Origin of the sequence: Rhodovulum tesquicola (assembly GCF_024128855.1) — a bacterium.
Lineage (GTDB): Bacteria > Pseudomonadota > Alphaproteobacteria > Rhodobacterales > Rhodobacteraceae > Rhodovulum > Rhodovulum tesquicola.
Map to the genome: position 1 here is coordinate 1 of NZ_JAMYDV010000022.1, position 21,186 is coordinate 21,186.

20 protein-coding genes and 2 pseudogenes are annotated in these 21,186 nt (G+C 66.5%); 16 read left to right on the top strand and 6 right to left on the bottom strand.

Annotation, left to right across the window (positions count from 1 at the left end):
- The first annotated feature begins 152 nt into the window (after positions 1-152).
- The 3 genes and pseudogenes from NHN26_RS14525 to NHN26_RS14535 all read left to right on the top strand — a co-directional run bounded on the left by NHN26_RS14525 (position 153) and on the right by NHN26_RS14535 (position 1,240).
- The gene (locus NHN26_RS14525) at positions 153-647 is read left to right on the top strand and encodes an ArdC-like ssDNA-binding domain-containing protein (protein WP_253090122.1); all 495 of its coding nucleotides are present in this window, start codon (positions 153-155) and stop codon (positions 645-647) included.
- A gap of 15 nt (positions 648-662) precedes the next feature.
- Positions 663-1,034, top strand: a pseudogene (locus NHN26_RS14530) (zincin-like metallopeptidase domain-containing protein); the annotation flags it as partial.
- Positions 1,031-1,240: a hypothetical protein gene (locus NHN26_RS14535; RefSeq protein ID WP_354595941.1), complete on the top strand. Its 210-nt coding sequence runs from the start codon at positions 1,031-1,033 to the stop codon at positions 1,238-1,240. The pseudogene NHN26_RS14530 and the gene NHN26_RS14535, both read left to right, overlap by 4 nt.
- Positions 1,241-1,351: 111 nt before the next feature.
- Here the strand turns inward: NHN26_RS14535 and NHN26_RS17745 are convergent, their stop codons facing one another.
- Genes NHN26_RS17745 through NHN26_RS14545 form a run of 3 tightly spaced genes read right to left on the bottom strand, consistent with a single transcriptional unit; the run spans position 1,352 to position 2,369 of the window.
- A complete protein-coding gene (locus tag NHN26_RS17745; RefSeq protein ID WP_494338023.1) occupies positions 1,352-1,486 on the bottom strand; it encodes a VapC50 family PIN domain-containing toxin in 135 nt (44 codons plus the stop codon).
- Complete coding sequence (locus tag NHN26_RS14540) at positions 1,440-1,850, bottom strand: PIN domain-containing protein (RefSeq protein WP_253090124.1); 411 nt, start codon at positions 1,848-1,850, stop codon at positions 1,440-1,442. The genes NHN26_RS17745 and NHN26_RS14540 overlap by 47 nt, the downstream gene beginning before the upstream one ends.
- Before the next feature lie 54 nt (positions 1,851-1,904).
- Positions 1,905-2,369, bottom strand: coding sequence for a helix-turn-helix domain-containing protein (locus tag NHN26_RS14545; protein WP_132694221.1), 465 nt, complete (start codon positions 2,367-2,369; stop codon positions 1,905-1,907).
- 964 nt (positions 2,370-3,333) lie between these two features.
- On the opposite strand from NHN26_RS14545, the gene NHN26_RS14550 reads away from it, so the two are divergent.
- Entirely contained in the window at positions 3,334-4,218 is an 885-nt protein-coding gene (locus NHN26_RS14550; protein WP_132694237.1) for a recombinase family protein, read from the top strand.
- Positions 4,219-4,238: 20 nt separating this feature from the next.
- Here the strand turns inward: NHN26_RS14550 and NHN26_RS14555 are convergent, their stop codons facing one another.
- Positions 4,239-4,634, bottom strand: coding sequence for a PIN domain-containing protein (locus NHN26_RS14555; RefSeq protein WP_132694238.1), 396 nt, complete (start codon positions 4,632-4,634; stop codon positions 4,239-4,241).
- Positions 4,624-4,851 carry an AbrB/MazE/SpoVT family DNA-binding domain-containing protein gene (locus tag NHN26_RS14560; RefSeq protein ID WP_132694239.1) on the bottom strand — a complete coding sequence of 76 codons (228 nt, stop codon included), beginning with the start codon at positions 4,849-4,851 and terminating at the stop codon, positions 4,624-4,626. The genes NHN26_RS14555 and NHN26_RS14560 overlap by 11 nt, the downstream gene beginning before the upstream one ends.
- A gap of 209 nt (positions 4,852-5,060) precedes the next feature.
- On the opposite strand from NHN26_RS14560, the gene repA reads away from it, so the two are divergent.
- The 12 genes and pseudogenes from repA to NHN26_RS14620 all read left to right on the top strand — a co-directional run bounded on the left by repA (position 5,061) and on the right by NHN26_RS14620 (position 20,233).
- Complete coding sequence (repA, locus tag NHN26_RS14565) at positions 5,061-6,254, top strand: plasmid partitioning protein RepA (protein ID WP_132694240.1); 1,194 nt, start codon at positions 5,061-5,063, stop codon at positions 6,252-6,254.
- Entirely contained in the window at positions 6,238-7,170 is a 933-nt protein-coding gene (gene repB, locus NHN26_RS14570; protein WP_132694241.1) for a plasmid partitioning protein RepB, read from the top strand. Before repA ends, repB begins: the two co-directional genes overlap by 17 nt.
- A 213-nt stretch (positions 7,171-7,383) precedes the next feature.
- Complete coding sequence (gene repC, locus NHN26_RS14575; RefSeq protein ID WP_132694242.1) at positions 7,384-8,598, top strand: plasmid replication protein RepC; 1,215 nt, start codon at positions 7,384-7,386, stop codon at positions 8,596-8,598.
- Between the two features lie 169 nt (positions 8,599-8,767).
- Complete coding sequence (locus NHN26_RS14580; protein ID WP_132694243.1) at positions 8,768-10,939, top strand: ParB/RepB/Spo0J family partition protein; 2,172 nt, start codon at positions 8,768-8,770, stop codon at positions 10,937-10,939.
- A gap of 99 nt (positions 10,940-11,038) precedes the next feature.
- Positions 11,039-11,512, top strand: coding sequence for a UCP036055 family protein (locus NHN26_RS14585; protein ID WP_132694244.1), 474 nt, complete (start codon positions 11,039-11,041; stop codon positions 11,510-11,512).
- A 400-nt stretch (positions 11,513-11,912) separates the two neighbouring features.
- Positions 11,913-12,077, top strand: a complete 165-nt coding sequence (locus NHN26_RS14590) for a hypothetical protein (RefSeq protein ID WP_009574204.1) — start codon at positions 11,913-11,915, stop codon at positions 12,075-12,077.
- A gap of 337 nt (positions 12,078-12,414) precedes the next feature.
- The gene (locus NHN26_RS14595) at positions 12,415-13,566 is read left to right on the top strand and encodes an efflux RND transporter periplasmic adaptor subunit (RefSeq protein ID WP_253090125.1); all 1,152 of its coding nucleotides are present in this window, start codon (positions 12,415-12,417) and stop codon (positions 13,564-13,566) included.
- A 16-nt stretch (positions 13,567-13,582) separates the two neighbouring features.
- On the top strand, positions 13,583-16,705 hold the full coding sequence (locus NHN26_RS14600; protein ID WP_253090126.1) for a multidrug efflux RND transporter permease subunit: 3,123 nt from the start codon (positions 13,583-13,585) through the stop codon (positions 16,703-16,705).
- The gene (locus NHN26_RS14605; protein ID WP_132694247.1) at positions 16,702-17,400 is read left to right on the top strand and encodes a response regulator; all 699 of its coding nucleotides are present in this window, start codon (positions 16,702-16,704) and stop codon (positions 17,398-17,400) included. Before NHN26_RS14600 ends, NHN26_RS14605 begins: the two co-directional genes overlap by 4 nt.
- Positions 17,390-18,472 carry an ATP-binding protein gene (locus NHN26_RS14610; protein ID WP_132694248.1) on the top strand — a complete coding sequence of 361 codons (1,083 nt, stop codon included), beginning with the start codon at positions 17,390-17,392 and terminating at the stop codon, positions 18,470-18,472. Before NHN26_RS14605 ends, NHN26_RS14610 begins: the two co-directional genes overlap by 11 nt.
- A 7-nt stretch (positions 18,473-18,479) precedes the next feature.
- The gene (locus NHN26_RS14615) at positions 18,480-19,160 is read left to right on the top strand and encodes an ABC transporter transmembrane domain-containing protein (protein ID WP_243641998.1); all 681 of its coding nucleotides are present in this window, start codon (positions 18,480-18,482) and stop codon (positions 19,158-19,160) included.
- Positions 19,161-19,405: 245 nt separating this feature from the next.
- Positions 19,406-20,233: pseudogene (locus NHN26_RS14620) on the top strand (ABC transporter ATP-binding protein).
- Positions 20,234-20,613: 380 nt separating this feature from the next.
- Here NHN26_RS14620 and NHN26_RS14625 read toward each other — a convergent pair.
- Positions 20,614-21,165 carry a GNAT family N-acetyltransferase gene (locus NHN26_RS14625; protein ID WP_132694249.1) on the bottom strand — a complete coding sequence of 184 codons (552 nt, stop codon included), beginning with the start codon at positions 21,163-21,165 and terminating at the stop codon, positions 20,614-20,616.
- Between the last annotated feature and the right edge of the window lie 21 nt (positions 21,166-21,186).

Genomic DNA, 21,186 nt, shown 5'->3' on the forward strand with positions numbered 1-21,186 from the left:
CATGAGCCTTGAAACGCTCGCCCGCGTGACCGACAATCCCACCGTCAGGCTGCCAGCCGTGGCTTCCTGATCAAGCCCTGACCTCTCCGAGGGGCGGCGCTCCTACACCACGACGTGGGACACTATCGGCGCACCAAAAGGAGCGACAGAAAATGGCTGCTGAGAAACGCGACATCTACCAGCATGTGACCGACCAGATCATCGGCCAGATCGAGGCGGGAACCCCGCCTTGGCGCCAGCCCTGGACCGGCGGCCAGTCCGGCGTCCACTTCCCCGTCCGCCACAATGGCGAGGAGTATCGCGGGATCAATGTCCTGATGCTCTGGGCGACCGCGGCGCGCAAGGGCTACGTCTCGGCGCGCTGGATGACCTATCGGCAGGCCCAGGAGCTGGGCGGGCAGCTCCGCAAGGGTGAGAAATCCGCCATTGTGGTCAAATACGGGACCATCGAGCGGGAAGACGAGGACGGCGAGGAACGCAGCATCCCCTATTGCCGCGCCTATCGGGTGTTCAACGCCGACCAGATCGAGGGTCTGCCCGAGGCCTGTTACATCCGGCCCGACCCCCCGCGCGACCTCGGCACGACCGCGGATCCCGCGCTGGACGCCTTCGTCCGGGCGACGGGCGCCGTGATCATCACGACCTAGGAGCCCCGCGCCTATTACGACCTGGCCCGAGACCTTATCCACATGCCGCCCATCGGCACGTTCTTCTCGGCCAGCGGCTATTACGGCACGCTCGCCCATGAACTGACCCACTGGACCGGGGCCGACGCGCGCCTGGCCCGGATCCGACGGTTTGCCGACCGGAAGACCTATGCCTTCGAGGAACTGGTCGCCGAGATCGGCGCCTGCATGCTCGGTGTCCGGCTGGGCGTCGAACCGCAATTCGACCAGAGCGGGGACTATGTCGAAAGCTGGCTTGCGGCCCTCAAGGAGGACAAGCGCGCGATCTTCCGCGCCGCCTCGGAAGCCCAGAAGGCGGTGGATTTCATCATGGCGCGGGCCGGTAAGGAAACGGAGGCGGCCGCGTGAGCGGCCCCCCTGCCCCACGTGTCAGTGCGCGGCGCGAAACCATGGGCGGCTCGTCAATGGTGGCCTGTACCGTGCCGATGACCGCTCTGGGCGGCGGGCTGATCGCACTTCAGGCCATGGCGGTCTCGACCGGGCTGCCCTCCACGCTGGTGCTGCTGGCGGCCTGCTACGCGATCATCCGCGGCCTGCTGAACGAGCCGCGCTGAGGCTTCGACTGAACCGGTGATCGGCCGCGTAACCACCGGGATCAGCCTCCGGCAAGCCCGGTGCGGTTCTCAACCGAGGCCAAAACGCATCCGGTCAGGACGGTCCTGCGATCAAAGCAGGTCGGCGAATTGCTCCAGATCGGCAACCGTGGCGACCAGCCCTTGCTGCGTCAGGATCGCGAGATACTCGTCAACGCTTTTAGGCGGGTTCAGTCGCGCGAACTCTGCGCAGCGCCGAGCAAACAAGACCGGGCGCGAGAGAAAGTTGATTTCGGAGAAAATCGTCCGGATGCTGGGTCTCTATGCCGAAGGGCGCAAGGGCCTCTGGCGAGAAGTCCTTCAGGTTCTGGGTCAAGATGGCGTCACAGCGCCCGACGATAGCCGCCGCCAGAACGTGGCGACCATCGGGGTCGGGTAATGTGATGACCGACACCAAGGCCTCATTGCCGGTGACCAGACAATCGCGTGTGGCCCTGTCCATCAAGTCGCGGGTTCGCTCCAGCGCCGCCCGCTCCCGATGAGGTTCGTTACGCAGAAGAGCGTCGATCCATTCCCGATGGATGTCGGCCGTCCACTTGGCCTTGAAAAGGTCCGTGACCGCCAACTGCATCGCGCATCGGCGCGGGATAAAGGGCGTTCGCGTCGAACAGTACCGTGTACTGGCTCATCTGGACCCATAGCCCATGTCCTGCTCTTGAGCGTCCGCGGCCAGTTGATCGAGCACCGCTTCGCGCTCGCTGTCGATCGCGGCCTTGTAGGACATCACGTCCTCCATGCGGACGCGGCGATGCTTGCCGACCTTCCGATGCGGGATGCTGCCATCCTCGAGCAGCTTGATCAGGAACGGCCGCGAGACGTTCAGGACCTCAGCTGCCTGCACTGTCGAGAGCTCGGCGTTCTCGGGGATGAGGGTGACCCCGCGCCCCGCTGCCATCGCCTCAAGGATCTCCATGAGCAGTGATACGGCGCCCGCCGGAAGCTCGATCGGCGTCGTCTGTTCCGAGTCTGTAACGCGAAGCTTCAACGGTGCCCGCGCCTGCACATAGCGTGACAACGCCTGCCCAGAGACGCGCGCGATCGCCGCGTCCTGCGGTGTCGGTGGCAGGTGCCGGTGTGCCAACATGGCCATGATGGTGTCCTCTCCTTCCTCTGCTGTCTATCACCATATATGAAATAAGTGCATTAAGTGCAGCGGTTTTTGTGCAAATCCTGCTTTGCGCGGGCTCTGACACCTCTTCCCTGCGGCCGAGCCGCTTGCCGCGCCGCAGGCCGAGGCCGGACTGACGGTTGCCGCGCTTGCGGAGCGCATCCAGAAGGTCCATCCGGGCGTCGAGCAGATTCGCCGATCGCCCTCGGGCCGGATCAGGTCGTTGATCTCGCCCGCGGCCTCGGTGGCGCGCTGCGCCAGCGCGCGAACTTCCGACGCCACCACGGCAACGGGCGGCGACCGCCAACGATGAATGCCGGATCCCGCTATCCCGCCATGGCACGCAAGTTGCCGCGCCCTGCGCCCGTCCCGCCCCCTCACACCGCCCAGAGCCGGAACCGTCCCTGTCCGGCCACTCGCGCACCAGGTCCATGCGGTGCAGCCGGGCAAGGCCGCGTTCGGCCGTGTCGCGCGACAGGCCGGCCAGCGTGGCGGCGGTGTCAGTGGTCAGCATCGGCCGGGCGGGCAGCGCCTCGACAAGTGCGGCGGTGGCGGGCGCGGCCACCGCGCCCTCGGCCGATTGCCTGGCGCATCGCCCTCGGGCAGTAACCACGGATCGGCCTCGGCCCGCGGGGCCGGATCATCGGGGGTATCGGAGGGGCAGCGGGTCGTCCTTTGTGGGCATAAAAGCAATGGGCTATCGTATCGCAGCCGCAGAATTGTATAGATTCGCGGATTACACGGAGGAGTTCCGATTGCGGCGTTTTCCGGCCTCTCGGTCCCCCTGCCCCGGATGCCCCGCACAAGGCCTCTAACGCCCGAAAACGGCTCTGTTCTGCCTAAAACCGTTGGAATCCGACCTCCCGCGTGCCCCGCGAACGCCCTTGCATGCGATACCAATCGGTCGTTTACTGGTGACATCGTGAATTGAAAGGCGCCCCACCCCATGCCCCTGATCGGCTATGCCCGCGTCTCGACCGAGGACCAGACCCCCCTGCCCCAGACCCAGGCCCTGAAATCAGCGGGCTGCGCCGAGATCCACGAGGAACAGGCCTCGGGCGGCAACCGCGCCCGCCCCGTGCTGGCCCGCGTGCTGGAGAGGATCGGCAAGGGCGACACGCTGGTGGTCGTGCGCATCGACCGGCTGGCGCGGTCGCTGTCGCATCTGCTCGAGGTGATCGAGCGGCTGGAGGCCAAGGGCGCGCATTTCCGCTCGCTGCAAGACCCGATCGACACGGCCTCGCCGCAGGGCAAGTTCACGCTTCAGGTGCTGGGCGCCGCGGCCGAGTTCGAGCGCGCCCTGATCCGCGAGCGCACCGTGGCCGGGCTGGCCAGCGCCCGCGCCCAGGGCCGGATCGGCGGCAATCCCGGCCTGCGCGCCCGCGATCCGGCGGCGCTGCGCAAGGTGCGCCTCGCCCGGCTGGACGGCTACATGCAGCGTCTGGGCGAGACCGCGCAGGACTGGGTGCCGCATGTCCGCCGCCTGCGCCCCGACATGGCGTGGGAGGATGTGCTGCGCATCGTCAACGCCCCCCTGCCCCCGGACCGGCGCTGGACGCAAAGCCGCCTGCTGCGCGCGGTCAAGTCCTATGTCCGCGACGGCTACCTGCCCGACACGGTCCTGGGCCGCGCCGGACGCCGCGAAACCGACGAACGCCTGCCCGCCATCGTCGCCGCGATCAAGGGCGCCGACCCCGACATCACCCTGCAAGCCATCTGCGACCGGCTTGAGGCGATGCGCGAACGCACCCCCCGCGGCCGGACCCGCTGGCAGGTGTCATCGGTCAAGATGCTGCTGGATCGGGCAGAACGGTTGGGCTTGCTCGGCTGAGCAAGGAGGAAACAACCCGCTCATGCAAACGGGTTCACAATCCGCAACTGGTTTTCAACGAGCAGGCCATCTTGCATGTCCTCGCTCCACAGCGTGGTGCAACCCGCAATCAATGCGCTTGCCACGATCATCGCGTCGTAGATCGAGAAGCCGTAGCGCTCCGCCAAGGCACGGCCTACGTCATGGGTGTGCAGCGTCAGGTCTTCGACGGGACATAATGCGCGCACGCCCTCGAGAAACGCCCCGGACTCCTCCCAACTGAGCCCGGCTTTGCGCCGACAGTTGACCAGCATCTCGTTCAGGACCTGGACGCTGATCCGGGGCCCCTGCCCCAGAATGACCTCGGCTCGATCGGACTTCGGGCCGTTGTCGAGCAGGTAGAGGACAATATTCGTGTCCGCGAACTCAGCGCTCATGCGTGACGTCGCGGCTCAGGCGTTCCGAAGCAGGCAACTTGCCCCGGAAGCGGCGCAGGCCGGTCAGCACCTCGTCCGCGCGCGCGAGGCGCCGTACTCTCACCTTCCCGTCGTCCTTGATCAGGTCGATCTGATCGCCTTCTTTGAGGTCAAGCTCACGGACAAGTTCCGCGGGCAAGCGGACGGCTAGCGAGTTGCCCCATTTTGCGACCTGCATCGTGACCTCCTGTAAGGATATACTTTCGTGAACGTATATCAATGGGGTTCGGAGGGCAAGCGAGACCTCTTGCCCGAGCCACTCTTGTGCGTGACTCAACGCCTGACACCAGATTTAGAAATAGCTTGCGCGAATCTGGTCGGTCAGGCAATAGTCTCGAAAAATACCGCGCGGTCACATAAAAATCGCGCCCACGGATCGAGGCAGAGATGAGCGAAGCCGAGCAAGACCTAGACATTGCTATCGGGCACTACGCAGAGCTTCTCGCGTCGAACCTTCACGCGCAACGTGCGGCTCACTTCCCTCCCGACGCCAAGAAGGTCATGCGCAGCCTGACCAGCGGCGAAGCGGCCGAGTTGCTCGGCGTCGATCATACCTATCTTCGCAAGCTTCATCGAGAAGGAAAGATCGCTGACGTCGAGACGACTGCGGGAAGTCACCGTCGGTATACGCTGGATGATGTCTGGGACATCCGCCACGCCCTTGAGGCAAATGCAAAAAAACCTGGCACCTACGTCCCGGGACGCCGTGCCGGGGACGAGCTTCAGGTTGTCTCTGTCGTCAATTTCAAGGGCGGGTCCGGTAAGACGACCACGTCGGCGCACCTTGCGCAACGCTTGGCGCTCAAGGGATATCGGGTGCTCGCGATCGACCTCGACCCTCAGGCCTCCCTTTCCGCGCTGCATGGCATCCAACCTGAACTGGATTTGATGGAGGGCGGCACCCTCTATGACGCGGTGCGCTACGATGAGCCGGTTCCGATTTCGGATGTGATCCGCAAGACCTACATCCGCGGTCTTGACCTGATTCCCGGCAACCTCGAACTCATGGAATTCGAGCACGAAACGCCCGCCGCCATTCAGCGTGGTGGCGCGCGTGCCTTTTTCGCGCGTGTGCGTGACGCGCTCGACAGTGTCGAAGCGGACTATGACGTCGTCGTCATCGACTGCCCGCCGCAGCTTGGCTTTCTGACCATGTCCGCCCTGTCTGCATCTTCTGGGGTCCTTGTAACCGTTCACCCGCAAATGCTCGATCTGATGTCCATGTCGCAGTTCCTGCGCATGACCGCTGATCTGCTTGGTGTCATCCGGGATGCCGGTGCAAATCTTCGTTTCGATTGGCTGCGTTTCCTCCCGACCCGATACAAGGTGGGTGATGCCCCGCAGACAGAGGTTATTGCCTTCATCCGCGGTCTGTTCGGTAGGTCAGTTCTGACCAACCATATGGTTGAGTCGACCGCGATCTCTGACGCAGGGCTGACGAAGCAGACGCTCTATGAGGCCGACAAGAAGGACTTCACGCGTCAGACTTTCGACCGCGCAATCGAGTCCATGAACGCTGTCAACGACGAGATCGCGACGATCATTCAGAACACGTGGGGCCGCAATGGCAAGAAAGCCTAAACTGGGGCTGCCGTTGCAGACCCTTCGCAACGCGCCCGACGCGCTCGAGGGGCGCAGGCTGCGCGGCGGCGTCTTCGAAATTGAGCCTGACCAAATCGAGGCCGCAGGTCGGCTCGATGACCGGCTGCAGATCGAGACTGAGGGTCTCAAAGCGTCGATTTCCAAGAATGGACAGCGCGTGCCGATCCTCGTCCGGCCGCTTGAGGGTGACCGCTACAGCCTGATCTATGGCCGTCGTCGACTGGAAGCTTGCAGGGAACTGGGGATCAAGGTCCGCGCCATCGTCACGGAGATGGAGGGCGATCAGGCGCTTCGCGATCAGCTTTTGGAGAACCAGGAGCGGCGGGATCTGAGCTTCATCGAACGCGCGCTTGTCGCCGCCGCCTTGCTTGACGGTGACCATCTGAGCGCATCCGAACGCACGAACAAGGGTGTCGCCGAGGTTCTCAATTTGACCGAGGCAGGAGTTTCTCAGCTGTTAGGCGTGGTTCGCACCGTTGGGGAGGACTTGATCCTAGCCATTGGTGCTGCGCCGGGTATCGGTCGGCCCCGATGGGAAGAGCTCAAGAAGTTGCTTGGGTCTACGGATGTCGAGCGCGAACGGCTCGCCGCTTTGGCCGGTGAGGCGAAGACCGCCCACCAAGGCGGTATCGACGAGAAATCCGATCATGCATTTTTGGCCGTCCTCTCTGCTGCAGGGAAGCCCGAACAGATCACATCCTCGTCTCGCCCTCGAGGGCAGCTCGGCAGGGTCATTCCGGGCGTCGGTGCCGCCACTGTCACGACCGGACGTCGTGGAAAGCAACTCAAGCTCGAGTTGAAGGCCGAGGATAGTGATTTCGTCAGCTGGTTGGAGGGCAATGCCCCACAGCTGATCGCCGAGCTTCACGAGCGCTGGAAGCGCTCGGAAGATTGAGGAAGAGCAACAACCAAAAAGGAGGCACGAGACAGGCAGAAAAGAAAAAGGCCCCGAGAAGCTAGCTTCACGAGACCTTTCTTAGGTTTCGCACGGGACCAGCCCGCTACAAAACTCAGTTTTCGCACCTCTGAACGTAGCGATCTGGTCCCTTTCCCGCAAGCGCAAAGCGATTCGCGGGCCAGGGAAATTTTGCCTTCGTGAACTGACAACATGGAGTACACGCCGATCTCGCCGTTTATGCGGCCAATTTCGCACGCCCATCTGCATGTAGTTGAGCGGTCTGAGGGATCAGTTCCGGCTAGGCCCGCCAACAAGTGGGAGCTCTTGCGCGAGCTGTCCAAGGCTCAAGGGGCCTTCGGGGTCACAGAGCGCGATCTGACCGTCCTCCAAGGGCTTCTCAGCTTTTTTCCGGGCGATGCGCTTGGCGGGAACGCGGAAATGGTCGTCTTCCCCTCCAACAAGGCGATCTGCGAGCGGCTGAACGGCATGCCCTGCTCGACGATGCGTCGCCACCTTGCCCGTCTGGTGGAAGCTGGCTTGCTTGCGCGGCGCGATAGCCCCAATGGGAAGCGCTATGTCCGCAAGCATGGCGAAGAGCGGGTGGCCTTCGGCTTCGACCTCTCGCCGCTCTACTGCCGGGCAGAGGAGATCGCAAGGGCGGCAGAAGCAGTGCGGGAAGCCGAGGACCGAATGCGGCGACTGAGAGAGGTCGTGAGCCTCATGCGGCGCGACATCGCCGCCCTGGCGGAGTTCGGGGAGGAGGTGCAGCCCGGGCTCGGTCTATGGCACCAGCTCCGCGATAAGGCCGCGCTCACGGCCCGTGCGCTACGCCGCAAGCTTTCGCTTGAGGATCTGTCGGCTTGCCGGACCGACCTTGAGACCCTTCTTGATCATGCGCGCAACGTCATCGATGGTCCAGAGACAGAAAAAATGAACACCAATGATGCCCTATCTGAGCATCACCATCTTAATTCAATAAAAGACTCTACCGATTTTGAACCTGCCTTGAATAAAGGCGGGCCGGCGGGTCCCGGATCCGAACTGGAGCTGGAGCTGGAGCCTGAGGCGGAGATTGAAGAGCCGGACATAAGGCGGGCGCCAAGGATCCCGCTCCATCTGGTGATCAGTGGCTGTCCGTCGCTCAAGACCTTCTACCATGGGGATATCCGACACTGGCACCAGCTATTCGACGCCGCGTGCCATGTCCGACCGGCGATGGGGATCAGTGCATCGGCTTGGGAAGAAGCGCAGCGCTGCATGGGACCAGAGCAGGCGTCGATCGTCCTTGTTGCCATGCTGGAACGTTTTGCCGAAATCAGGTCGCCCGGCGGATACCTGCGTGCGCTGACGTCCAAGGCGGCGGCGGGAGAATTCTCCTGCGGGCCGATGGTCATGGCGCTGATCGCCCGACGGAACGCGGCTTAACAGCTGTTAAGTGCTCGGAGAATGCAGGCCGATTGGTGGTGATTTAACAGCTGTTAAGTCGATTCTTGGCAGCCACCCGGTGTTCAAGAGGGAAAGGACTGGGGGTTTGAGGGTGACGGGAAGCGAGATCGGGAGAGAGGCTTCCGGCGCCCGTCTTGGAGAAGTTCTGATGGCCAAAGCAGCCCAGAAAGTCACCCTGTCCCCCTCGCGGGACGTCCCCTTCGACAAGCTCGTCCTGAGCCAGTCCAACGTCCGGCGCATCAAGGCGGGCGTCTCGGTCGAGGAACTGGCCGAGGACATCGCGCGGCGCGGGCTCCTGCAGAGCTTGAACGTCCGGCCCGTGCTCGATGCTGACGGTGTCGAGACCGGCATGTTCGAGATCCCGGCCGGCGGCCGTCGCTTCCAGGCGCTGTCGCTGCTGGTGAAGCAGAAGCGGCTGACGAAGACCGCGCCGATCCCCTGCATCGTGCGGGATGCCGCATCGGAGATCCTGGCCGAGGACGACTCGCTCGCGGAGAACATGCAGCGCGTCGCCCTGCACCCGCTTGACCAGTTCCGCGCCTTCGTGGCCCTGCGCGAAAAGGGTCAGGGCGAAGAAGCGATCGCGGCCGCCTTCTTCGTCACGCCCCAGATCGTCAAGCAGCGCCTGAAACTCGCCTCCGTGGCCCCTGCCCTGCTCGACGTCTATGCCGAGGATGGCATGACGCTGGAACAGCTCACAGCTTTCACGGTGAACCCGGATCACGCACGTCAGATGCAGGTCTGGGATGCAGTGAGGAACTCCTGGAACAAGGAGCCCTACGCGATCCGGCGCATGCTGACCGAGACCTCGGTCAGGGCCTCGGATGGTCGCGCGGTCTTCGTCGGTATCGATGCCTATGAGGCGGCGGGCGGTGGCGTCCTGCGCGATCTGTTCCAGGCCGATGACGGTGGCTGGCTCGAGCACCCTGCCCTGCTCGACCGGCTGGTCACCGAGAAGCTTCAGGCGGAAGCCGAAGCGCTCGCTTCCGAGGGCTGGAAGTGGATCGAGGTGGCGACCGATCTGCCCTATGGCTACAGCCACGGGCTCAGGCGTCTGGCCGGTGATCCGGCGCCGATGACCGACGAGGAAAGCGCCGCGCATGCCGCGCTCCTCGCCGAGTATCGTGCGCTGGAGGGGGAATACGCCGGCAATGACGAATACCCCGAGGAGATCGATGCCCGGCTCGGTCAGCTAGAGGCGGCGATGGAGGCTCTCGAACAGCGTCCGTTGATCTTCGACCCGGCCGAGGTCGCTTGCGCGGGCGCCTTCGTGACGCTGGATCGGGATGGCAGCCTCGCGGTCTATCGTGGCTATGTCCGGCCTGAGGACGAACCGCGGGAAGAGTCCGCGGTCCCGGGCGACGGCGATGCGGATGCGACGGGGCAGGGGGCAGTTGCTGGAATCCCCGGTTGGCAGCCTTCGGCGTCGTCCGCGGGCGTGACCGTCATCACCTCGGGTGGGCAGCCGATCGGCACGGACCCGTCCGATGATGACGATGACGGGGCGCTGAAGCCATTGCCCGAGCGGTTGGTCATGGAACTGACCGCACATCGGACGCTGGCGCTGCGCGAGGCCATCGGGCGATCTCCCGACGTGGCGTTGACGCTCCTGCTCCTGAAGCTCGTCTCGGACACCTTCCGCACGTCGAGTTCCTCGGGCAGCTGCCTCGAGGCCTCGGTCCGCCATGTCTACATGACCGCGCAGGCGCCCGATCTGAAGGACAGCGTCGTGGCCAAGCTCGTCGACGAGCGTCACGCAGCGTGGGAGGCCGATCTGCCCCTCGGCGACGATGCCGCCCTCTGGGACTATCTGGCCGCGCTCGACCAGAGCAGCCGACTGGCTCTGCTGGCGCACTGCCTCAGCTTCGGGATCAACGCGCTGCATGAGAAGGTGAACCCCTATGGTGCGGGCATTTCTGCCAGCGGCCTGGCGCGGCGGATGGCGCAGGCCGATCTCGTGGCCCGGGCGGTCGACCTCGACATGGTCGAAGCCGGCTGGGAGCCGACGGTCGACGGCTATCTCAACCGCGTGCCCAAGGCCCGGATCCTCGAGGCCGTGCGCGAGGCGAAGGGGGAGGGGACAGCGCAGCTTCTCGACCATCTGAAGAAGGGCGAGATGGCCAGTGAGGCCGAGCGTCTTCTGAAGGGCAGCGGCTGGTTGCCCGAGGTCCTGCGCCGCGCCGATCTGGAAGCACGTGACGGTGAGGCGATCGCAGAAGGGCAGGGGGAGGACGCAGGTCAGCCCGAGGATATCGATCTCCCCGCCTTCCTGACCGCCGATCTGCCGGAGAACGCCGCGTCGATGATGGCGGCAGAGTGATCCGAGCCATCCGGGGGCGGGGAAACCCGCCCCCAGTCAAACAAAATACCGCGATATCAATAAGATGAATGCGAAAGCGCGCATTCGGGAAGAGGAATCATGTCTGCAACGACCATCATCGACACAGCCCCCCTTGGGGCGCTGATCCGCTACACCGACGGCAGTCCCAGGCCGCCGGCACGTTTCACCAAGAAGCTCGCGGCTTGGGAACGATCAAACGGCGTCGGTCGTCTCGTGAAGAAGGAACCACCCCGGCCGTATCCGACCTGGACGGCACCGGCCTCCTTCACGCTGCACGAGGGGAACTTCTCGTCGGACGGGGTGCTCCTCGTCACCATCATGCGCAGCCATTCGACCGATAGCCGCCTTGTCTTCGAGGTGGCCGAGGAACCCAAGCCCGGGCAGGTGCGCGTGCTGCTGGACTTCGGTGGCAACACCGAGCTGTTGCATCTGGCGGAATCCATCATCGCGGCCGGGCTCTGGATCGCGCGGGAAGGCTATCGCAACGCGCGGCTCGAAATCGTCGGTGCCGAGGACGGCGATAGGGCAGGGGGCGCGGACCTGGCCGCCTGAGCCCTGACAAGGCGTGAGGGGCCTGCCGAAAGGCGGGCCTCTCACCAACCACAACCTAGTCCCGCGATGTCGCGGGGCGCCGAAGGTTCCATCCCCCAAGAAGTAGGTCTTCAACCAAGAGCCTGGCCGGGAGGCTGGCGGCGTTAGAAGCATCAGCGGGACAATGGGCTCCTGACGTCGGAGCACCATCCCCCGCTCGCCATTCCCTTCCTTGCCCCGAATCCCGTCTTCGAGATCAACCCCAAGGGGTCGGACTACGGGCGAGCCCGTGCCGCCGGGCGGATTCGGCCCCGTTTGAAGAGGGGGCCGAACGCACCCGGTGATGTCAGCCAGTCTTCGGGCCTGCGGGGTCCTGTCGCGCGGGGGATGGTCCCCCGCCTCCAAGACAGGAGCCAAACAGATGTCCCGCAAAGATGCTCACGCTTTCGCCGCCTCCCTCGCCGCCACGCTCATGGTCTCCATCGTCGTCTTCCAGGCAGGGGATGGAACCTATGGCGCTGTCCCCGCCGATGAAATCGACGGCGACGAGGTCGTGATCGTTTCGGAATACGATCCCTTCGGGTGAGGCATTGGCCTCACTTCCAGCGGGCTCGGGGACGGCGCTGATGCGCCTCCCGATCTATCGCCGACCGCGTGATCGGCGGTGCCGATCTTGGGAACCCAGTGTGCCACTTGCGCACATCGTGGTACCCAAGGGCGGAAAGCGGACCGCTGGCTCTGCGGCATTGCCTCCGCAGCATTCCGCAAAACCGCCCGCTCACGCCGACGAAGCGAACGGGCGCGAACCGGATCAATCTGTGCAGCAATTTCCCGGACCTCCACGAAACCTCCACGGAACCTCCCCGTTTTGTCAACGCCGGCATGTCATCTGGCGCAGCAGAACCGATCCGTGGATTTCCGACATGACATGCCTGCTTGTTCCAAGGCTACTTCTGATCTGCTGCCTTGCTGCGGCGCCGACCCTCGCTTCCGCCGTCGAGGTCTTGGCCGGGGCCGAGCCGGCTGGCGACCGGCCCGTCCAGCTGACGCTCGTCACCCTGACGCCTGAACGGATCGTGCTTTCCGATACATTCCCGGGACGCGTCGCGGCGTGGCGACGGGTGGAGATTCGGCCGCAGGTGGGCGGGATCATCCTGGAGCGGCCGGTGACCGAGGGGATGCGGGTCGCGGCCGGAGACGTGCTGTTCCGCATCGACCCCGCGCCGCTGAAGGCCGATCTCGCGACCGCCGAGGCGGGGCTTGCCCGCGCCAAGGCCGCGGAGGCCCATGCACGGCGCGGTCTGGAACGGTCGGACGCGCTAATGGCGAAGAACGCCACCAGCGGCGAGAAGAACGACGCCGCCCGCAACGATCTGGCGCTGGCCGAGGCGAACCGCGCCGAAGCGCAGGCCATCGTCGATCGCCGCCGGCTGGATCTGGAGTTTGCCACGCTGCGCACCCCCATCGCGGGCCATGTCGCGGGCGGGCTGGCCGATGTCGGGGGGCTTGCGGCGCCGGGCGCCGAGCGGGTGCTGGCCGTGGTGCAGGATCTTGACCGGGTGCATGTCGATCTCCGCCTGCCCGCGGCCTCGCTCGACGCCATCCGGACCGCCGCCGCAGCGGGGCTGGGCGGGGTCGAGATCCTGATGGACGGAGACCGGCCCCATCTACGGCAGGGACAGCTGAAAACCATGGACGTGATCGTCGATCCGGGCACCGGCACCGTCTCGGTCCGGGTCGAGGTCGAGAACCCCGGCCTGGCCCTGCTGCCTGGCATGTATGTCCGCGCCCGGCTGCCGCGCGGTGTGCTGCCCGAGGCGCTGCTTGTCCCCGAGGACGCGGTGCTGCGCGACGAAGCAGGCCAGGCGCAGGTCGTGGTCGTATCCGGCGATGGCCGGGCGGCGCGTCGCCCCGTGACTCTGGGCGACAGCATTGGCGGGCGCGTGGTGGTCGTGTCCGGCCTGAGCGCGGGCGAGGTGATCGCCATTCGCGGGCAGGACCGCGTGGCCGACGGCGTGCCGGTTCCCGTGGCGGCCATGGCCGCCGATGCAGCCCCTGCCTCCGTGAAGAACTGAAGCCCGAGCCGATCCCATGTCCCGTTTCTTCATCGACCGCCCGATCTTTGCCATGGTCATCGCGATCTTCATCGCGCTGGCCGGGCTCGTGGCCATTCCGCAGCTTCCGGTGGCGCGCTTCCCCGACATCGCGCCCCCCGGCATCAGTATCTTTGCCACCTATGCCGGCGCGGATGCCCGGACCGTCAACGACAGCGTGGTCCGCCCGATCGAGAAGGAACTCTCCAGCGTCCGGAACGTGCTTCATGTCGAATCCACCGCGGATTCGACCGGAGGCGCGAATGTCTTTGTGACCTTCAAGCCCGGCACCGATCCCGAGATGGCGCAGGTCGATGTCCAGAACCGGCTGAAGAACGCCGAGGCCCTGCTGCCCGAGCCGGTGCGCCGCGCGGGTATCGGCGTCGAGGCGGCCGAGTCCGGTTTCCTGATGGTCATCACGCTGAAATCGCGCGAGGGCGCGACGGACGAACTGAGCCTCGGCGAATACCTGTCGCGCACCCTTGCCGAAGAGCTCAAGCGCCTCCCCGGCGTGGGGCGGGTGCAGCCCTTCGGGTCCGACCGCGCGATGCGGGTCTGGGTCGATCCGGCGAAGCTGGCGGCCTACGGGCTGACCATGGCCGACGTGACCGAGGCGATCGCGCGCGACAACGCGCCCACGACGCCGGGCCGTGTCGGCGAAGAGCCGACGGTGCCCGGCACGCGGCTCTCGACGCCGCTGATCCTGCGCGGCCAGCTGACGACGCCCGAGGCCTTCGCCGCCATCCCGCTGCGCGCGCAGGCCGACGGGTCGCGGCTGGAGCTGGGCGACGTGGCGCGGGTGGAGTCGGGCGCGCAGACGCTCGCCTTCAGCGTCAGCAGCAACGGCAAGCCCGCCGCCGCCGCCGCGATCCAGATGTCGCCCGGCGCCAATGCCGTGCGCACCGCCGCCGCCATCGAGGCGCGGCTGGCCGAGCTGCGCCCCGCGCTGCCCGGCGACATGGAGCTGTCGATCTCCTACAACACCGCGCCCTTCGTGAAGGTGTCGATCGCCAAGGTGATCAGCACCCTGATCGAGGCGATGGTGCTGGTCTTCTTCGTGATGTTGCTGTTCCTGCAGAACCTGCGCTGCACGCTGATCCCGACCCTCGTGGCGCCGATCGCGCTTCTGGGCACCTTCGCCGTCATGGCCGTCGCGGGCTATTCGATCAACGTGCTGACCATGTTCGGCATGGTGCTCGCCATCGGCATCATCGTTGACGATGCCATCGTCGTGGTCGAGAACGTCGAGCGGATCATGACCCGGCAGGGTGTCACGCCCCGCGCTGCCACCCGGCAGGCCATGCAGGGGATCTCGGGCGCCATCGTCGGCATCACGCTCGTCCTCGCGGCCGTCTTCATCCCGATGGGGTTCGCGGGCGGATCGGTCGGCGCGATCTACCGGCAGTTCACCCTGTCGATGGCGGTCTCGATCCTGCTGTCGGCGTTTCTGGCGCTGACGCTGACGCCCGCGCTCTGCGCCACACTCCTGAGGCCCGGAACGGGTCACGCCACGCGGGGTTTCTTCGGCGGGTTCAACCGCCGGTTCGAGGCGCTGAGCGCGCGTTACACCGGCTGGGTCGGCTGGGGGCTGCGCCGCGGCGGGCGGATGCTGGTGCTCTATGCCGCCCTTCTGACGGTGCTGGCGGTGGGCTACCAGCGCCTGCCGACCGCCTTCGTGCCCGACGAGGATCAGGGCAGCTTCATGGCCGCCGTCGAACTGCCCGCCGGGGCCACGGCCGAACGCACGCGCGCCATCGTGGCCGCCTACGAGGCCTACACCGCCACCCGGCACGACATCGTGGAGAATACGGTGATCCTGGGCTTCGGCTTCTCGGGCTCGGGCCCCAACGCCGCGCAGGCCTTCACCAGCCTCAGGGACTGGAGCGAGCGCAGCTCGACCGTCGACGACGAGATCGCCGCGGCCGAGGCGGCGATGGCCGATGTTCCCGAAGGCATGGTCATGATCCTGAAGCCGCCGGCGATCGAGTCGCTCGGCACGACCTCGGGCTTTTCGCTGCGGCTGGAAGACCGCGCCAACGCCGCCCCCGCCGCGCTGAAGGCGGCGGAGGACCGGCTGATCGCGCTGGCCGCGGAAAGCCCGCTTCTCAGCGACGTGATGTCGGAGGGGCTGCCCGACGGCCCCAGCATCGAGCTGCAGGTCGACCGGCCGAAGGCGCAGGCGCTTGGCCTGTCGTTCGCCGCCATCAACGACACGATCTCGACCGCGGTCGGCTCGGGCTATGTCAACGACTTCCCGAACGGCGGACGCCTGCAACAGGTCATCGTGCAGGCCGACGCCCCCAACCGAATGCACGTCGAGGATGTGCTGCGCCTTGAAGTGCGCAACTCCGAGGGCGGCATGGTGCCGCTGTCCGAGGTGGTGACGCCGGCCTGGACCACGGCTCCGCTGCAACTGGCGCGTTACAACGGCTATCCCGCGGCCCGCATCTCGGGTTCGGCCGCGCCGGGCACCTCGAGCGGCGCCGCGATGGCCGAGATGGAGCGGCTGGCGCAGGCGCTGCCGGAGGGTTTCGCGCTGGAATGGACGGGACAGTCCCTGCAGGAGAAGCAGTCGGCCGGTCAGGCGCCGATGTTGCTGGCGGCGTCGATGCTGGTGGTGTTCCTGGTGCTGGCCGCCCTTTACGAAAGCTGGTCGATCCCGCTGGCGGTGCTGCTGGTGGTGCCGCTGGGCGTGCTGGGCGCGGTGCTGGCGGTGCTGGCGCGCGGCGGCGAGAACGACGTGTTCTTCAAGGTGGGCCTCGTCACCATCATCGGCCTCTCGGCCAAGAACGCCATCCTGATGATCGAGTTCGCGCGCCACCTGCGCGGCCAGGGCGTGGGGCCGCATCGCGCGATCCTGCGCGCGGCGCGCCTTCGGCTGCGGCCGATCCTGATGACCTCGCTCGCCTTCATCCTCGGCGTGGTGCCGCTGATGCTGGCGCGCGGCGCCGGGTCCGAGATCCAGAACGCCATTGGCACCGGCGTCTTCGGCGGCATGGTCTCGGCCACGGTGCTGGCGATCTTCTTCATACCCGTGCTCTATGTCACGGTCAGCCGGATCGGCCGGGGCCTCTCCGCCCCCGGCCTGTCCGCCCCTCCCGTCCGGACCGCAAAGCCATGACCAACGCCCTGATCCTGATCATCGAAGACGAACCCGAGATCGCCGAGATCCTCGAGACCTATTTCGCCCGCGAGGGGTTCCGGGTGATCTGCGCGGGCGACGGGCCGACCGGCCTTGCCCATCACCAGCGGCTGCGGCCCGATCTGGTGGTGCTCGACATCAAGCTGCCGGGACAGGACGGCTACGAGGTGCTGGCGGCGATCCGGCGCCGGGGCGCGACGCCGGTGATCATGGTGACCGCGCTGGCCGAGGATCTGGACAAGCTGCAGGCGCTGCGCATCGGCGCGGACGACTACGTGGTCAAGCCCTTCAACCCGCTTGAGGTGGTGGCCCGCGCGCGGGCGGTGCTGCGCCGCACCCTCGGACGGGGGCCCGAGACCATTCTCCGCCTCGGGCCGCTGACGGTCGATCCGCAGGCGCACCGCGCGGTGGTCGAGACCGGCCGGGGTCCGGTCCCGCTGGACCTGACGCCGACCGAGTTCCGCATCCTCGCCCACATGGCCGCGTCACCGGGGCGCGCCTTCGCGCGCGCCGATCTCGTCGACGCCTGCCTGCCCGAAGGCGAGGCGCTCGACCGCACCGTGGACAGCCACGTCAGCAACCTGCGCCGCAAGCTGGCCGCGGCGGGGGCCGAGGGGCTGCTGAGCGGCGTGCGCGGCGTGGGCTACCGGCTGGAGGCACTCGATGCACCGTGAACGCGGCGGCAGCCTCAATTCCCGCATCACCCTCGCCATGATCGGGCTGACGCTGACGGCCTTTGCCGTCGTCTATGTCGGGATGATGGCCTATTTCTTCGTCATCTACGAATGGCTCTATCCGCAGGCCACCCCTGACGAGAGCTGGCGGCTGGGCGACACGGTGATGGTCGGGCTCGTGCTGGGCTTCGGGCTCATGACGGCCTCGCTCATCGGCTGGCGACTGGCGCGCCGGATCATCGCGCCGCTCAAGACGGTCGCCGCCGCCGCGCGCCGGATCGCCACCGGCGACTTCTCGGCCCGGGCCGATCTGCCGCCCGGCAGCTTCGGCGAGGCGCGGGATCTGGTCGCCGACTTCAACCGCATGGCCGAGCGCCTGCAACATGCCGAGACCGAGCTTGCCTATTCCAATTCCGCCATCGCGCACGAGTTGCGCACGCCGCTGACCATCCTGCGCGGGCGGCTGCAGGGGCTGCTTGACGGCGTGTTCGAGCCGGGCCCGCAATTCTACTGTCGGCTGATTGCGCATGTCGATGACCTCTCCGGCATCGTCGAGGAGTTGCGCACGCTCGCGCTGAGCAATGCGGGCCAGCTGGATCTTGCCGTCACACCGGTCGATCTGGCCGACGAAGCCGCGGCCGCGCTGACCGCGCTGGAAGCCGAACTGGCCGCGGCGGGCATCGCGGTGACGCGCAACCTCGACCCGGCCGCCACCCTCGCCGACCGGGCACGGCTGAGGCAGGCCTTCGTCGCGGTGCTCGAGAACGCCTGCCGCTACGCGCCGCACGCGCCGGTTCAGGTGGAGACCGGCATCGACGGCACCGATGTGGTCTTTCGCTGCACTGACGGCGGTCCCGGCCTTTCCGAGGCCGGCCGGGCCCGCGCCTTCGACCGGTTCTGGCGCGCCGACGAGTCGCGCGGGCGCAGCCTTGGCGGCTCGGGTCTGGGCCTGCCCATCGTGCGCGCCATCGCCCGCGCCCATGGCGGCGAGGCGCTGATCCTGGCCTCCGACACGCCCGGCCTTGCGGTCGAGATCCGCCTGCCGCGCCGCGCATCGCCCGTTTCCGGCTGAGACCTCCATGTTCCCTGTTCACGACGACAGCGCAGGCTACGACGACCTCGCCGCCCGCCACGTGTCCGTGCGCCGCGTGCTTGGGCTGTTTGCCCCCTATCGCATCCGGATCGCCGGGGTGGCGGCGCTGATGATCCTCGCCTCGGCCATCGGGCTGGCCGGTCCCTTCCTGCTGCGCGCCGTGATCGACGTGGCGCTGCCGCAGCACGACCTGACGCTGCTGCTCGGGCTGGTGGCGGGGATGGTCGCGGTGGCGCTGGCTGCCGCCGCGGTAGGGGCGCTGCAGGTGGTGCTGACCTCGCGCATCGGGCAGGCGATCCTGCACGACCTGCGGGTCAGGCTCTACGCCCATCTGCAAAGCCTGTCGCTGGGCTTTTTCGCCGGCACCCGGACCGGCGAGGTGCAGTCGCGCATCGCAGGCGACATCTCGGGGTTGCAATCGCTGATGACCGAGACCGGCAGCGACCTCGGCCGCGCACTGAGCGCGGTCGCGATGACTGCCGTCGCCATTCTGATCCTCGACTGGCGGCTGGCCGTGTTCGTGCTGCTGATCGTGCCGGGAACGGTGCTGATCAGCCACCGTGTCGCCCACCTGCGCGAGACGCCGACCTGTCGGCGGTGGTGCAGGAAACCCTGTCGGTCCCGGGTGTCATCCTGGCCCGTACCATGGCGCGCGGCCCGCACCTGACGCAGCGGTTCGCCCGCATCTCGGGCGATCTGGCGCGGCTCGAGGTCCGCTCGCACACGGCCGGCGAGTGGCAGTGGATGCTGATCGGCTTTGCGCTGGCGGTCCTGCCCGCGCTGACGCTGCTTGCGGGCGGGTTGCTCATGCGCACCGACGATCCGGCCAGCGTCGGCACGCTGGTCGCGATGATCGCCCTGCAGGAACAACTTCTCTGGCCGTTCGAGCAACTGCTCGAGATCGGCCGTGACATGCGCAAGGCGCGTGCGCTCTTCGCCCGCATCTTCGAATATCTCGACAGGCCGGTCGAAATCACCGAGCGCGCGGACCCGGTCATCCTGCCGCGCGCCCGGATGCGGGGCGAAGTCCAGCTCGATCGCGTCCGCTTCGCCTATGCCCCAAGCGGCCGCCCCGCCGTTCATGACGTCAGCCTGACCATCCCCGCGGGCAGCCGCATAGCCATCGTGGGGCCCACGGGCTCGGGCAAGACGACGCTCGGCTATCTTCTTGCGCGGCTCCATGACGTCGACGGCGGAGCGATCCGCTTCGACGGCGTGGACCTGCGCGACCTGAGCTTCGACACGCTGGCGCAGATGCTGGGCGTGGTGTCGTAGGAGCCGTATCTTCTCCACGCCTCGGTGGCCGAGAACCTGCGCTTTGCCAAACCAGATGCGTCCGAAGCCGACCTGATCGCCGCCGCACGGGTAGCCCAGATTCACGATCATGTGGTGGCGCTCCCCGATGGCTACGACACTCTGGTGGGCGAGGGCGGCCATCGTTTCTCGGGCGGCGAGAAGCAGCGGCTGGCGCTGGCCCGGACCATCCTGCGCGATCCGCCGATCCTGCTGCTCGACGAGGCGACGAGCGCCCTCGACACCCGCACCGAACGCGCCATGTCGCTGGCGCTGGACGAGTTGTCGAAGGGACGGACCACGATCACGATCGCGCATCGTCTCTCGACGATCCGGGGTGCCGACCGGATCATCGTGATGCAGGCCGGACACCTGGTCGAGCAAGGCACGCACGACGAACTGGTCGACCGGGCCGGGCTCTACGCGAGCCTGCTGCGCGCGGGGTGAACCATCTCGGGCGCGATACCCAACCCAAGGTCGTTCGGGAAGTGCCGCGATCGTAGGCCCGTGTCGACGATCTGACCGAAGACGCCCCACAGCGCACGGGCTGCACCGTGCGCGCCTTTCCGAGAGCCCTCGACCGGTTTTGCTTCGCAATGCAGGAGTGGCCGCTTCTGTGAAGACGCTCACGACGCGGCGTGTTGGTCAACTGGCGGCGATGGGCCGAGTGTGCAGGTCAGAAGCTGCCCTGCACCGTTCCCATCATGCGAGGCGGCAGATCAGCATAGAGATTGCAAAGCGGTTCGTCGGCCCCGATGCCGCCTCCTGCCTCCTGCTGCCACAATCAGCTAAGAATTTGGCGCAAATGGCCTTGCAAGACGACTTATCTACCCTTTGCTGTTGCGGGTGCAGAGAGCATCCCATTCCCGTCTCAGCAGCGCGTATTGCATGGTGTTCTCGTAGATCGGTTGCCCGGCATCGTCGTTCCGGAAGGAGATGTAGTCTAGGAACAGCCCCTCCCGCCGCATACCCAACTGCTCGCAGAGCTTCTGCGAGGGCAGGTTGTGATCCGCGACATAGGCGTAGAGGCGGCGGATGCCTTGGACCTCGAACAGATCCGTGAAGAGGGCATGCGCGGCCTCGAAGGCATAGCCCCGTCCTGAAAACGCCGGATTGAAGTTCCACCCGACCGAGACCGTGTCGTCCTCGGGATGCGCGAACAGGTCCCCGATCAGCTGGTCGCTGTCCTTGAGGCAGACGGCGATCTGGGCGTCATCGGCGCCGCGACGGTCGGCCTCGGCCAAGGCGGCATCCATGTCCCGCAGGGTCAGCGAGAGAAAACAGCTCGCGACCGGGGATTCCAGATAGGCCAGCAGCCCGGCCGCGTCCTCGCGGCGGAAGTTTCGCAGAATGAGGCGGTCGGTTTCGATCGGTTTCATGGGTTTCGCTTTCGGTCCGGG

What these genes read in the sequence shown, in the direction of transcription:
- NHN26_RS14525 (WP_253090122.1), top strand. Translation starts at nt 153, where the DNA reads ATGGCTGCTGAGAAACGCGACATCTACCAGCATGTGACCGACCAGATC.
- NHN26_RS14540 (WP_253090124.1), bottom strand. Translation starts at nt 1,850, where the DNA reads ATGCAGTTGGCGGTCACGGACCTTTTCAAGGCCAAGTGGACGGCCGAC.
- NHN26_RS14545 (WP_132694221.1), bottom strand. Translation starts at nt 2,369, where the DNA reads ATGGCCATGTTGGCACACCGGCACCTGCCACCGACACCGCAGGACGCG.
- NHN26_RS14550 (WP_132694237.1), top strand. Translation starts at nt 3,334, where the DNA reads ATGCCCCTGATCGGCTATGCCCGCGTCTCGACCGAGGACCAGACCCCC.
- NHN26_RS14555 (WP_132694238.1), bottom strand. Translation starts at nt 4,634, where the DNA reads ATGAGCGCTGAGTTCGCGGACACGAATATTGTCCTCTACCTGCTCGAC.
- NHN26_RS14560 (WP_132694239.1), bottom strand. Translation starts at nt 4,851, where the DNA reads ATGCAGGTCGCAAAATGGGGCAACTCGCTAGCCGTCCGCTTGCCCGCG.
- repA (WP_132694240.1), top strand. Translation starts at nt 5,061, where the DNA reads ATGAGCGAAGCCGAGCAAGACCTAGACATTGCTATCGGGCACTACGCA.
- repB (WP_132694241.1), top strand. Translation starts at nt 6,238, where the DNA reads ATGGCAAGAAAGCCTAAACTGGGGCTGCCGTTGCAGACCCTTCGCAAC.
- repC (WP_132694242.1), top strand. Translation starts at nt 7,384, where the DNA reads ATGGAGTACACGCCGATCTCGCCGTTTATGCGGCCAATTTCGCACGCC.
- NHN26_RS14580 (WP_132694243.1), top strand. Translation starts at nt 8,768, where the DNA reads ATGGCCAAAGCAGCCCAGAAAGTCACCCTGTCCCCCTCGCGGGACGTC.
- NHN26_RS14585 (WP_132694244.1), top strand. Translation starts at nt 11,039, where the DNA reads ATGTCTGCAACGACCATCATCGACACAGCCCCCCTTGGGGCGCTGATC.
- NHN26_RS14590 (WP_009574204.1), top strand. Translation starts at nt 11,913, where the DNA reads ATGTCCCGCAAAGATGCTCACGCTTTCGCCGCCTCCCTCGCCGCCACG.
- NHN26_RS14595 (WP_253090125.1), top strand. Translation starts at nt 12,415, where the DNA reads ATGACATGCCTGCTTGTTCCAAGGCTACTTCTGATCTGCTGCCTTGCT.
- NHN26_RS14600 (WP_253090126.1), top strand. Translation starts at nt 13,583, where the DNA reads ATGTCCCGTTTCTTCATCGACCGCCCGATCTTTGCCATGGTCATCGCG.
- NHN26_RS14605 (WP_132694247.1), top strand. Translation starts at nt 16,702, where the DNA reads ATGACCAACGCCCTGATCCTGATCATCGAAGACGAACCCGAGATCGCC.
- NHN26_RS14610 (WP_132694248.1), top strand. Translation starts at nt 17,390, where the DNA reads ATGCACCGTGAACGCGGCGGCAGCCTCAATTCCCGCATCACCCTCGCC.
- NHN26_RS14615 (WP_243641998.1), top strand. Translation starts at nt 18,480, where the DNA reads ATGTTCCCTGTTCACGACGACAGCGCAGGCTACGACGACCTCGCCGCC.
- NHN26_RS14625 (WP_132694249.1), bottom strand. Translation starts at nt 21,165, where the DNA reads ATGAAACCGATCGAAACCGACCGCCTCATTCTGCGAAACTTCCGCCGC.